The organism is Mucilaginibacter aureus, from assembly GCF_053514885.1.
The window spans coordinates 2,593,496-2,606,560 of sequence record NZ_CP170601.1; the positions used below are offsets into that span (position 1 = coordinate 2,593,496).

Genomic DNA, 13,065 nt, shown 5'->3' on the forward strand with positions numbered 1-13,065 from the left:
ATGTCACAATTTGTAATGTTTTTGTTAAATTTTGATTTGAATAATTGTTAAAATATCAATAAATTAATAAAAAATGTGATATTTTGATGATTATTGGCTTTTTGCATTTTTCGCTCAAAATATTGATACCGATTAAATTTTATGATCAATTTCAGATGTTTTTATAGTGTGAATCGTACACAAATGCCCGACTATTGTTTCAACTTGCCGACATTTTCTACCTGATAATCGTATAAATTCAATTTTATTTGTAATCGATTGCTTAAATTATTTATACTTGTATTGTGATAGAGCGGATAGCTGCAACTGTTCGTTTGTCGATAAACCAATTTGCCTTTAGTTAATTTATTGATCCTTGATATTGCAAGATACAGGCACTAAAGTATCTTGATATCGATGTAACCTGAAACAAGAACGACGATGAAAAAAGCAACCTGCGTACTGTTAAGTGTTTTGTGTTTTTCCACTACGTTGCTGGCCCAGCAAAAGCCGGCGGTAGCCGGTAAGGGCTTAAAAGATTATTATAAAAATTACTTCCCGATAGGAGTAGCGGTGTCGGTGCGGGCATTAACACAGTACCAGCCTTTAATACTCGGACAGTTTAACAGCCTTACTCCCGAAAACGCCATGAAAATGGGGCCCATCCATCCGCAGGAAAACAGGTACAATTGGCGCGATGCCGACTCGATCGTAAACTTTGCACAGGCACATGGCCTGCGTGTACGCGGGCATAACCTATGCTGGCACGAGCAAACCCCAAATTGGTTGTTTAAAGATTCGCTTGACGGCCGGGTAACCAAAGCTGTTTTATTAAAGCGTTTACACGATCATATCAATACGGTGGTTAATCGCTATAAAGGGAAAATTTACGCGTGGGATGTGGTTAACGAGGCCATCGATGATGACAGTACCAAATTTTTACGAAACTCGCTATGGTACCAGATATGCGGCGATGAATTTATCATCAAAGCTTTTGAATACGCCCACGAGGCCGACCCCAAAGCGCAACTGTTTTATAACGATTACAATACTGAGCGCCCGGAAAAGCGCGAACGTGTTTACAAGCTTTTAAAAATGCTGGTTGACAGGGGAGTGCCCATTACCGGTGTGGGGATACAGGCCCACTGGTCGATATACGAGCCATCTGCAAATGATCTGCGCACTACCATCAAGCAATTTTCATCGTTAGGGTTAAAGGTGCAGGTTACCGAACTGGATGTGTCGATCTATCCCTGGGAGAAAAATCCGCGCCAGCTTAAAGATAATGAGTCGGACAAGTTTACACCCGAACTGGAACAAAAACAGCTGGAAAAATACACCGAGGTATTTAAAATATTACGCGAGTATAAAAAGGTAATTACCGGCGTAACTTTCTGGAATGTCTCAGACAAATATACCTGGCTTGATGAGTACCCCGTTAAGGGCCGTAAAAACTACCCGTTATTGTTCGACCAGAACCAGCAGCCTAAAAAAGCCTACTGGAGTGTTGTGGATTTTAAATAAAAGATAAAGCCCGAGATATGAAAACATCCCTTGTTCGTGTTTTATTGATGGCCCTGGTTTTAGGTTGCTGCCAAACGGTTTATGCCACCGGCGAGCCAAAATACGTATCTGCACAAAGCAGTGCAGGTAGTTTTGCCCTGGCGGTAAATGGTAAACCGATACCACTGTATAGCAGTATTGATGATTATCCGGGAGTTATCCGTGCGATCAGGGATCTGCAAATGGATATCAACTCGGTTACAGGCAATAAACCGCTTTTCGATAATTCATCACCTAAAGGGCAATGTGTTTTAATTGGCACTATAGGTAAAAGCACACTGATAGATGGCCTGATCAAAAATCATAAACTCAATGTTGCCGGTATTGCCGGAAAATGGGAAACCTTTATATTGCAAACTGTGCAAAATCCCCTGCCGGGCGTACGCAGTGCACTGGTTATAGCAGGCAGCGATAAACGTGGAACGATATTCGGTATTTATGATCTTTCTGAACAGATAGGGGTATCGCCGTGGTATTGGTGGGCCGATGTGCCGGTTAAAAAACAAGCAAATTTATACGTGCTGCCGGGCAGGCACAGCCAGGGTACGCCCGCGGTAAAATACCGGGGCATCTTTATAAACGACGAAGCGCCGGCCTTTTCCGGATGGACGAAAGAGAAGTTTGGCGGGGTTAACCACCTGGCTTACGAAAAGGTGTTCGAGCTGATCCTTCGCCTTAAAGGCAACTACCTGTGGCCCGCCATGTGGGGCAACGCTTTTAATGATGATGATAAAACCGATCCCGCTATAGCGGATGAATATGGCGTGGTAATGGGCACTTCGCACCACGAACCGATGGACAGGGCGCAACAGGAATGGAAACGTTACGGTACCGGTGCCTGGGATTATGAAAAAAACGCTGATGTGCTGAAAGCCTTCTGGAAAAAAGGTATTGAAAACATGGGCACTAAAGAAACTCTGGTAACCATAGGCATGCGCGGCGACGGCGATATGGCCATGACCGAAGGCAGTAATGTGGCGTTGCTGGAAAAAATCGTTAAGGATCAGCGGCAGATCATTGTTGATGTGACCGGCAAGGCACCCGAAAAAACACCGCAAATGTGGGCCTTGTATAAAGAGGTGCAAGATTATTACGACAAAGGCATGCGCGTGCCCGATGATATAACGCTTTTATTATGCGATGACAATTGGGGCAACATCCGTAAACTGCCTAAACTGAATGAGCCGAAACGCACAGGTGGTTACGGTATTTATTATCACTTTGATTATGTAGGCGGCCCGCGCAATTACAAATGGCTAAACACTAACCCCATTTCAAAAACATGGGAGCAGATGCACCTGGCTCATCAGTATGGTGCCAACCAGGTTTGGATAGTAAACGTGGGCGATTTAAAGCCGATGGAGTTCCCGATATCGTTCTTTTTGGATTATGCCTGGAACCCTGACAAGATCCCGGCAAACGGCCTGAAAAAATATACCGAACAATGGGCCGCACAGCAGTTTGGCCCAGCGTATGCTGCACAAATTGCCAATATATTATCAAAATACACCAAATATAACGGCCGACGCAAGCCGGAGCTTTTAAACGAAAATACATACAGCCTCACCAACTACCGCGAGTTTGAAACCATTACTACCGATTACAATAACCTGGCAACAGAAGCCGAACAACTTTGGGAAAAAATCCCTGCACAATATAAAGATGCTTATTTTGAACTGGTTCTGCATCCCGTTAAGGCCTGCGCCAATTTAAACGAGTTGTATTATACGGTAGCAAAAAACAAGTTTTATGCACAGCAGGGCCGCGCTGCAACCAATGGGCTGGCCGAGAAGGCCAAGGCGCTGTTTGATAAAGATGCCGAAATATCGGCTTATTATAACCACACGCTGGCTAATGGTAAATGGAACCACATGATGGATCAGACGCATATTAGCTATACCTACTGGCAACAACCTCCGTTTGATAAACTGCCCGAGGTTAAACAAATTGAGCTACCTGCCGCAGCTGATATGGGCGTGTATGCCGAGGGCGCCGATGCGCCGGCCAGCAATGCCACTTTGCCGGAGTTTTATTCGGTAAATAGATCCAGTTACTATATTGATGTATTTAACAAAGGGAGACAACCTTTTACCTATACCGTGCAAGCCGAACCGTTTATCAATATTACCAATGTGGCAGGCAAAGTTGATCAGCAAAAGCGCCTGATGGTAAGCATTAACTGGGTAAAAGTACCGGCAGGGCATCACGAGTACCCTATCAAAATTACCGGATCAGGTAAAGAGATTACGGTAACAGCTGTGGTGAATAAAGAAACCCCGGCAGGTAAAGGTTTTATCGAAACAAACGGCTATGTAAGTATGGAAGCCGTGCATTACACCAAGGCGGTTAACGGTAATGGCATTAAATGGAGCATCCTGTCCGATCATGGCCGTACTTTATCAGCCATTACTACCTTCCCGGTAACGGTACCTGTGCAAACGTTAAATGATGCCACGCCACATTTAGAATACCAGGTAAACCTGAGTAAGGCTGGCGACTTTAAACTGATTACCTATGTTTCGCCTTCGCTGGATTATAATAATGTTGGCGGATTAAAATATGCCGTTTCGATAGATGGTGAAGCTCCGCAAATTATCAATTTACAAGCCGATAATTCAGAAAGGCAGTGGGGTAAAAATGTAAGCAATAATGCCAATATTTTAACATCAACTCATACAATTAGTAAGCCTGGTGTACATATCATCAAATACTGGATGATCAACCCTGGTGTAGTATTACAAAAGCTGGTGCTTGATTGCGGCGGTTTAAAACCGAGCTATTTAGGTCCGCCGGAAAGTGCGAGACAATTATAAATATAGCGATGGGTCTCAAACCCATCGCTATTCGTGTGTTTTTCCTTGTTCTGGCGCAAGCGTCCGCTTGTGCCACTTGTATCTAGTCATTAAAACATTGAAACGTTGCCACAAGCGGACGCTTGCGCCAAAAAAGAAGAATGTTATCTATTTCCCCTGTTCCGCCCTGATATTCTTCGCCACATCAACCATCGGCGCTATCCAGATCTCTTTTTCGTGAGCTTTGAGGTATTGCAGTAATTTGGTATGCGCGGTACGATCTTCATTGATACTATGGCCGCCGCCAACACCGTGGAACAGGAACACGCAAAGCGTATGTGTTTCCTGCGCCTTTTTAACCAGGTTGATCAGGTAATCAGCTGGTTGGTTCTGTATCATGAAGCTGTCGATATTATCCAGGTCCACCTGGGCCGCGGTTTGCAGTGCGCCGGTAACACCGCGGGCTCCCACAAAATCTTTGCGTAAAGCGGTATAAAAGTCAACGCCGCCAATTTTCAGGTCGCCGCAAGGGTAGGCAAAGGTGCGTTCGGTTTTGCCATCAATGGCTTTTAATAAAACGTTATTGGCGCGGATCTCATCAATGGCGCGGCCAATGGTATATTTGCTCAGGTCATGATCGGGTGATACCCAGCTGCGCCCCGGTTGGCTGCCATCACAAGGGTGAAACAGGGCATGGTTACCTAACTCGTGACCTTCTTTTGCCGCCTTGCGCCATTGCTCGAGCCGGTTATTCACCACCGGTGATGAACCGATGATATAAAAAGTGCCTTTGAGTTTTACCGAATCGAGCGCGGGTACAACATTATCCAGGTCGATATCCACGGCATCATCATAAGTTAGCACAACAGCACATTGCTTATTGTTCCAAACTTTTAAGCCTTGTTGCGGCGTTGCCGATATATTGGTCAATACAAAAAATGCGGCTAATAAGCCGATGCCCATATTTTTCATGAAAATATAATTTAGGTGTTGCTAAGATATCTATTTACCGTCGGTTCTGAACGGCGATGCCGGCAGATCTTCTTTGTTGTACAGGTTGGCGCCTTCGGGATTATCCGCCCAGGCGTAACGCACATACATCGGGTTCGGCACGTCGGGATTAGATACAATAACCTTGTCACCATCGATCACGGCCTTTGCCCAAACAAACTTTTTATCTGCACCCGCAATGGCAAACTGGTTAAGCTCACCACCGCCTTTGGTTATCAACCCACCGCCCACACTGGTAAAGTTAATGGTGATATGGTCGCCTTCCACCTTTGCCGATTGATAAATCGGCCCGGATGCTACCACATTTTTATCGCCATAAACCATGTTTTCTGCAGCCACAGCCAGGCGATCGCCCACAGCTTTCTTGTTTAAAGGGTGTATATCGTTCCATTCACCCGCATCAATGGCAACCGCCATGGCGGTATTGGACACTGATAATGAATTGAGTTGTGCCTCGCGCAGTTCGGCCCATTGGCTTTCTGATGGCAGGTATTGTACCTCCATAAAATTAGGCAGCTGTACATATAAAAATGGCAAGGTACCTTCGTTCCATTTGGTGCGCCAGTCGGCTATTAACGCCGGCAGCAACTGGTTATATTCGGCAGCCTTATTGGTGTTAGCCTCGCCCTGGTACCAAACAAAACCTTTTACGGTATAATTAATAGCGGGCGCTACCATGGTATTGTATAAACCGGTTGGCTCGTTTTGCGCAGAAAAACCGCCGCCAAACGGAATATCGCGTAAGCTGTAAGCTTGCCCAACTTTGTATTGCCAATCGCCGCGCAGATCAATGGTTTGCCCGCCGGCGGTAAGGTTATAAGGTTTGTCAGGCACAAAGCCGCCCTTGCCAATGGTATTGGTTATGCGTACCACAATAATGTTTTTGCCCGGTTTTAACAGGTTTGCAGGTAGCTCATATCGCCGGGGTGGGTATTGGTAGGTTATACCGCCTGCCAATACACCGTTCACATAAACCTGGTCGGCATCAACAATACGGCCCATCATCAGTTTAGCTGGTTTGCCGGTCATACTTGCCGGGATATCGATCTCTTTACGGAACCACACCACACCATTTAAACCACGTATCCCCTGGTCGGCCCAATAGCCGGGCAGCCAAAACGGGTGCCATCCCTCGGGAACATAACTCACATCAAACCATTTTTTATCGCCTGTAAGGCCCTTATCTAATTGTTTAACAGGTTTAGGCGCCGGGCGCATAGGTTTCATCAGTTTATTAAGATAGGCTGTATCCTGAAACTGTGTTAAACGGCTGGCGTACTGTGGAATTTGTTTAAGGCCATCGGCGCTTATCCATGCCTGTATGGGTGTGCCGCCAACGCTTGAGTTGATAATGCCGATAGGCACATGATATTTAATATAAAGCTGTTTGGCAAAAAAATAGCTTGCCGCACCAAATTCGAGTACGTCTTTGGGGTTGGCTTCTATCCATTTGCCGGGTGGCAGGTCGGAATGAACTTTACTGACATCAGATGCCGTTGGAACGAAAAAATTGCGGATCTGCGGATAATTAGCCGAAACGATCTCATCCGGATAACCTTCTTTAACGCGTTCCATATTGATCACCATGTTCGACTGGCCGGCGCAAAACCAAACATCGCCAATCAAAATATTATGCAGCGTAATGTGGTTGCTTGCGCTGATGGACATAGCATACGGGCCACCCGCTTTCATGGCCGGTAAGGCAATGAGCCATTTACCGTCGGCGTCTGCCTGCGTTTTATAGGTTTTGTTAGCGAAGGCGATGCTCAGCTTTTCGGCAGGAGCCGCCCAACCCCAGATATTTATCTTACTATCACGCTGCAGTACCATATTATCGCTTACCAGGTAAGGCAAGCGTACTTGTGCCCGTACACAAAATAACGAAATAGCTAACAAAAATACCGATAAACCAAACCGCTTCATCATACCTGGTTAACTTGCTTTAAACGGATCGATCAGCGCAATTGTACCATCGGCATTATGCTTTAACTCGGTTACTTTAATGTTGCGCAGGTGGGTTTTGCCCGACAGTTCGGTATCGTGGTAAAAAATGTACCACTTGCCTTTAAATTCCACAATAGAGTGGTGAGTTGTCCAGCCCTGTACGGGTTTCATAAATATACCCTGGTACACAAACGGGCCAAAAGGCTTGTCGCCTATGGCGTATTCCAGGTAATGGGTATCGCCGGTGGAGTACGAAAAATAGTATTTGCCGTTGTATTTGTGCATCCACGAGCCCTCGAAAAAGCGGCGGTTGTGATCTTTGGTTAACAGTTGTTTGCCTTGCTTATCCAGTATGATCACATCTTTAACCTTACCATCAAAGTGCATCATATCCTTGCTCATTTTAACAACCTTACAGCTTAAGGCAGGCTCGTTAGCATGCCCCAGGTCTGTTTTTGAGCCGTTAGCATCATACTTGCCGGTTGCCCAGCGCTGCAGTTGTCCGCCCCAAATGCCGCCAAAATACATGTATGATGAACCATCGCTATCGGTAAACACAGCCGGGTCAATACTAAAGCTTCCTGGTATAGGTTGTGGCTGTGCCTTGAACGGCCCTGCCGGATTTTTGGAAGTAGCTACGCCGATATGGAACACATCGTTTTTGTCCTTTACGGGAAAGTATAAAAAGTAGGTACCGTTTTTATAGGCTGCATCGGGCGCCCAAAGCTGGCGGCCCGCCCATGGGATATCTTTAATATCGATAGCCACGCCATGATCTGTTACCTTGCCGCCGATTTTATCCATCGACAGGATGTGGTAATCGCGCATGGCAAAATGATCGCCATTATCGTTTTCGGCTATACCGGCATCAATATCATGTGATGGGTAGATGTAGATCTTCCCGTTAAAAACATGTGCCGACGGATCGGCTGTATAGATAGTTGAAATTAAGGGTTCGGTTAAATACTTTGGCTTGTGAGTTTGTGCCGAGGCCTGGTAAAAAGCGGCTGTGCCGGCTATTAAGGCGAACGTTAGTTTGATACTCTTGTACATAATTGAACAGATGTTTTATGGTTAACGATGCAGATACGATACACTTCGGTGTGAAATAGCATTATGTAACCGATTTCATAAAAATAATTGGTTAATGCAATATTAGGTAATTTTATTTGAATAAAGGAAATCCAAATAAAAATGGTTTTAATTGAATTTACTCTGTTTACCTGCATAATACCTGTTTAAAATAAGAGTTTTTGAATGCTTAGGCAGTAATGAAACCGATTTCATTTAAATACAGATATAGGGACCTGGCATGCACAATTCTGCTGTGAAATTTAATTAACCTAAATGATAATATATTTTTTATTATTAATAAAACGGTAACAATATTAATAGAATGCTAAGAGACTGTGAAAATATATACACTTTTATAAATGTTTAGGTAAATTGAGGCGTTAAATCTTAACTAATGGCTGATACAGAGTATAAAGAACCAGCATCCTGGGCCGGAAGTATTATATCTGGTATGGTTATCCTGTTAGTTATCGTAACCATACTTTTAAATGATGGCTGCCGCGATAAAATACACCGTATTTATAATTTTATACCCCCACAAAAAGCTAAAATAACTTTAACACTGCAAAGCGGGCCGGGAAATTTTTTGCCAAACCAGGCCCTGGTTTTTGATGGAAAGGATTCGTTAACTACAGATAACGAAGGCGAAGTAATTATTGACGACCTGCCCATGGGTAAACACAGGTATACTGTTATGTATGGCGACTCGTTGCACAGTTACACCCTGAACCTGAAAAAGGATTCGCTGATAACCGTTACGTTGCGCATGCAGGGCAATGATATTGTAAACGGCGAAGCCAGTGGTTCGCACGCGGGTACTGTAAAACAATCGGCAAAGGGTACGGTGTTAATGTATGGGTCACAGTGGTTTACTGTAGGTAAGTCGGTGCAGTTTGGTGCAATCTGCGTTAAGCTTGTTAAACTTGATAATGCCACCAACAGCGTATATGTTGATATATGCCATACCGTTGCAAACTTTGCCTGCCAAACCGGTATTACCGGGAATGAACAGCTTAGCCGCGATAACTGGATAAGGTTTACCGATGGTGGTTATGATTACCGATTGGTACTTAACAAGATAGACAACACCCCCGGAGATACAAAGGACCTGGCCGCGTTTGTAAGCTTAACCCAAACAGTACGATAGTTAACGGATCAAGGACTGGTCAAAGTCCTGCCCGTTTACACGGATACGGTACATGGTCCAGTTATCAGATTCATATACCTTTTCTAACAACAGGCTGTTGCGTGTTTCCATGGTAAGCTTATATTTAAAGTTAAGCTGGGTATAACCGCCAACGCTGTTTTGATCGCCGGCCAGCAATACGTAGCTTACATAGGTTGATGGATTTTCGATAGCGCTCAGGTAAGCATCCTGGTAGGGCAGGGTGATGTTTTTGATGCTTTTTACAAAAGCCAGTATAGGGTAAGCGTTAACATCATCAATTAAAATAGACGATTTTTTTGGCAGGTGATTGATGAAATCTGCCATCTGTTTGTATTCATCAAAAGAGGTTGGCTCTTCCTCTGTTTTTTTCTGAAAGGTGGCGACAAAGCTGCTTTCCGATTGGATCATGGAGTCGCGCAGGTAAATGTAACCGGTAACTACCTGTACCAATACCAATAACACGATAATTACCTTGTATATTTTACGGCGGGCAATTACCTGGCTTTTAAACACCAATGCCAGGTAAGCAATGATGATAAAGATCAAATAATACTGTACAGGCAAAAAAGCTGAATTGTCATCGTGGATCTTTAAAAACTCCACCAATGCAAAAGGGATCATTAATGTTAAAACGTGCTGGGTATTCGATCTGAAAAAATAAGCGCCCAGTAGTATCAGCGGGCAATAGATGAGTACACGCACCGATGTTAAAAAGCTAACTTCGGGTATGGCATAGTTTGCTACAGCGGGCGAAACCGTTTTTTCAAACTTATCGATCAGTACGGTCCATGTTGCGTAAGGGCTCTCGCTAAAATAATTAAAATCGTTAGCGTGGGCCTGGTTCAGCAGCTTGTAGCACAAAGTTGCTATTAAAGGTAAAATGAAAATAATAACATATAGTGCAAACGTTTTGTTAGCCAGTTTACGCCTTAGTGATGGGTTGTTAAAACTTAAAAACAGCCTGAAAATAGATTGCTTTTCGGCAAGATTAAGGCTTTGTATGGAAATGGATATAATTAGCGGGATGAAGAAGAGCGTCATCCAGATAAATTTATAATCGCAAAACAGCAGGATCACCAATAAAATACTTGCAATAGAAATATGGAAGGTAGTATTGGATATGTAAAACCTGAAGATATTGTAAAAAAACAAAAAGAAGAAGATGAGGATGGCATAAATACCCTTACCCGAGCAGCCTATATAAATAAAGCCCGGATGGAAGATAAAGAGCATCAGTAAAATAAGGATCAAAAAATTATCCTTAGTTGTTTTGATAACTCCCAAACTGATGATAAAGAATAAAAAAGCCGTACCTAAAGCCGAGGCTATAATGGGCGCTATCAAATAATTAAGCTGTGCAAAGGGCAGTACACCGTAAAACGGTATCATGGGCGATGTAAGGCCGATGGTTTTTAAACGAAGCCCGGTACCTTCAAAAACTATACGGGCCTTTTCGATATAAAATAACGACTCGTGATTGTAGTAGCCCAGGTGCTGTAAGTTAATACCCAATACAAGGTAAAAAACCGCAAGGGTAATGCTGGCAAAAAATAAATAGAGTACCCTGCGTTTCATTAATTACTGCTTGTTAATTTTATAGTAGTGCCTGCCATACCGATATTATACTTTAGGCTGGGTAACCGATCCGGTTGTTTTGCTCAGGCCGTGGTTGGTTTTTTCCCAGTAAAAAGGTTTAACAATAAGTTGGTAAAGCCCTTTGTATGCCGATATTGAATGCATTAACCAATAAATGGGGTTAGCCATCGAAAATAAGATAAGCTCATAAAAACGGCGTTTAAACACGGCCATCATATTTACATAAATCATCAACACGTTACCTATCAGTAAGTTAAATATGGAGATGAATAGCACCCAATCAGGAAACAAGGATCTTATCCAGCTAAAATCGAGCACCACATAGGCCAAAAATATACCAAGTAAAAGCGGGTATATTAAAAAGGTTACCGGGGTAGCGCCAATAAAAAAGTTAAAACCTAAAAATCCGCGTAAGCCAATACGTTTGTACAGCTTTACAGGGTTGCGCATGTGGATGAGGTAGGTTTGCATATAGCCCTTTATCCAGCGGGAGCGTTGACGGATCCAGTTAAAAGGTTCGTTATTGGCTTCCTCGTATGTTGTTGAGTTGACTATGGATACTTTATAGCCCTTTGAGTACGCCCGCAGGCCAAGGTCGGCATCTTCGGTTACGTTAAACGGATCCCAGGCGCCTAATTCTATCAGTTTATCCAGTTTAAAATGGTTACTGGTGCCACCAAGCGGGATGGGGATATCCAGCGTATCCAAACCTGGCAGCATATAATCAAACCAATACGAATATTCGAGGGTAAACATACGGGTAAGAAAGTTCTCGTTGCGGTTAAAGTAGTTTAAGGCACACTGTATACAGATATAGTTTTCGGGCAGTTTTTCAAACAAGGTAATTACCTTTTTCAGTTGGTCGGTGTCGGGGATATCTTCGGCATCGTAAATAGTAAGGTATTTACCGCGCGAAAAATACAGACCATAGTTACACGCCTTTGGTTTTGTTTTAGGCATGTGGAAAGGCACAACCACCACATCAAATATCGCAGGGAAGTTAAGATCTTTAACGGCGTTGAGGGTTTTACTGTCGTCTTCTTCTATCAGCAGTTTAATATCCAGTTTTTCGCGTGGGTAATCAATACTCTGCAGGTTCCATATCAGTTTTTTGATCAGTTTATCCTCTTTGTAAACCGGTAGTTGTATGGTGTAAATGGGCAGGTCATCGTCAACAACGGCGCGCACCTCATCGCGGGTAACTGCCTGGTGCAGCTCAAAGCGCGAGCCCATTAAAGCTAAAAACAGTTTAAATAAAATACTGACCAGAAAAAACGAACTGACCAAAATGTTGATAGCTATTGATGTTTGCGTAAAACTGAAGAAAAGCGCAACAACCATCAGTGCTATAGAAGCGAATATGAATATGAGTTGCCCGGTTGAAAAGGTGATAAGGGCCGAATTGGCCGGGTCGCTTTTCATCAGCTCAAACACGGCATCTTTTACATAACTTTCGCCCAGTAGTTTGTGGCTCAGCCAAACAATATCCAAGTCGGACGCCAGTATGATGTGCGGCTCAAGGCCGTAAGTTTCGTAAATAAAGTTAATAAACTCCTGGTCGGTGGGGTCGGCCATCAGGGTTACCACTTTGTTGTTTTCTATGCGGAGCGGCAGTGCAAAAAAGTTGGTTATAAATTTAAGATCAAGCTTTTCGAGCACGCTATCTTCAACCGCCTCGTTACGCACGTCGGCATTAAATACATAACCTGCGTTACTTAGCGAAGCCTCGTAGTTTTTGCGGGAGATATATCCAAATGTTAAGGCGATCTTGATGAATGATAAGCCCGTACGCCTTGAAAAATCGTTGATCTTAACAAGGTCGGTATGGGTAATAAACTGGTCCCTGATCAAAAGATCATGAACAGGGACAGTATCACTCTCGGATGTATATAACGCCATTTTTAACAGGATAAGATGTGCTTAATTAAGCACGTTATC

8 protein-coding genes are annotated in these 13,065 nt (G+C 43.7%); 3 read left to right on the forward strand and 5 right to left on the reverse strand.

Going from position 1 to position 13,065, the window contains the following annotated elements; translation table 11 throughout:
* Nucleotides 1-420 precede the first annotated feature (420 nt).
* Both ACFGVR_RS11070 and ACFGVR_RS11075 read left to right on the forward strand, forming a co-directional pair.
* Complete coding sequence (locus tag ACFGVR_RS11070; RefSeq protein ID WP_448702886.1) at nt 421-1,503, forward strand: endo-1,4-beta-xylanase; 1,083 nt, start codon at nt 421-423, stop codon at nt 1,501-1,503.
* 17 nt (nt 1,504-1,520) lie between these two features.
* Entirely contained in the window at nt 1,521-4,355 is a 2,835-nt protein-coding gene (locus ACFGVR_RS11075; protein ID WP_448702887.1) for a glycosyl hydrolase 115 family protein, read from the forward strand.
* A 147-nt stretch (nt 4,356-4,502) separates the two neighbouring features.
* On the opposite strand, the gene ACFGVR_RS11080 is transcribed toward ACFGVR_RS11075, so the two are convergent.
* The 3 genes from ACFGVR_RS11080 to ACFGVR_RS11090 are packed head-to-tail and all read right to left on the reverse strand — an operon-like array spanning nt 4,503 to nt 8,342.
* Nucleotides 4,503-5,306, reverse strand: a complete 804-nt coding sequence (locus ACFGVR_RS11080) for a polysaccharide deacetylase family protein (RefSeq protein WP_448702888.1) — start codon at nt 5,304-5,306, stop codon at nt 4,503-4,505.
* Nucleotides 5,307-5,336: 30 nt separating this feature from the next.
* Nucleotides 5,337-7,271 (reverse strand): sialate O-acetylesterase, encoded by a 1,935-nt coding sequence (locus tag ACFGVR_RS11085; RefSeq protein WP_448702889.1) that lies wholly within the window; start codon nt 7,269-7,271, stop codon nt 5,337-5,339.
* 6 nt (nt 7,272-7,277) lie between these two features.
* Nucleotides 7,278-8,342 carry a glycoside hydrolase family 43 protein gene (locus ACFGVR_RS11090; protein ID WP_448702890.1) on the reverse strand — a complete coding sequence of 355 codons (1,065 nt, stop codon included), beginning with the start codon at nt 8,340-8,342 and terminating at the stop codon, nt 7,278-7,280.
* A 415-nt stretch (nt 8,343-8,757) separates the two neighbouring features.
* On the opposite strand from ACFGVR_RS11090, the gene ACFGVR_RS11095 reads away from it, so the two are divergent.
* A complete protein-coding gene (locus tag ACFGVR_RS11095; RefSeq protein ID WP_448702891.1) occupies nt 8,758-9,510 on the forward strand; it encodes a hypothetical protein in 753 nt (250 codons plus the stop codon).
* Here ACFGVR_RS11095 and ACFGVR_RS11100 read toward each other — a convergent pair whose 3' ends face one another.
* Both ACFGVR_RS11100 and ACFGVR_RS11105 read right to left on the reverse strand, forming a co-directional pair.
* Nucleotides 9,511-11,106, reverse strand: coding sequence for a hypothetical protein (locus tag ACFGVR_RS11100; RefSeq protein WP_448702892.1), 1,596 nt, complete (start codon nt 11,104-11,106; stop codon nt 9,511-9,513).
* 45 nt (nt 11,107-11,151) lie between these two features.
* Entirely contained in the window at nt 11,152-13,026 is a 1,875-nt protein-coding gene (locus tag ACFGVR_RS11105; protein ID WP_448702893.1) for a glycosyltransferase family 2 protein, read from the reverse strand.
* Nucleotides 13,027-13,065: the final 39 nt, after the last annotated feature.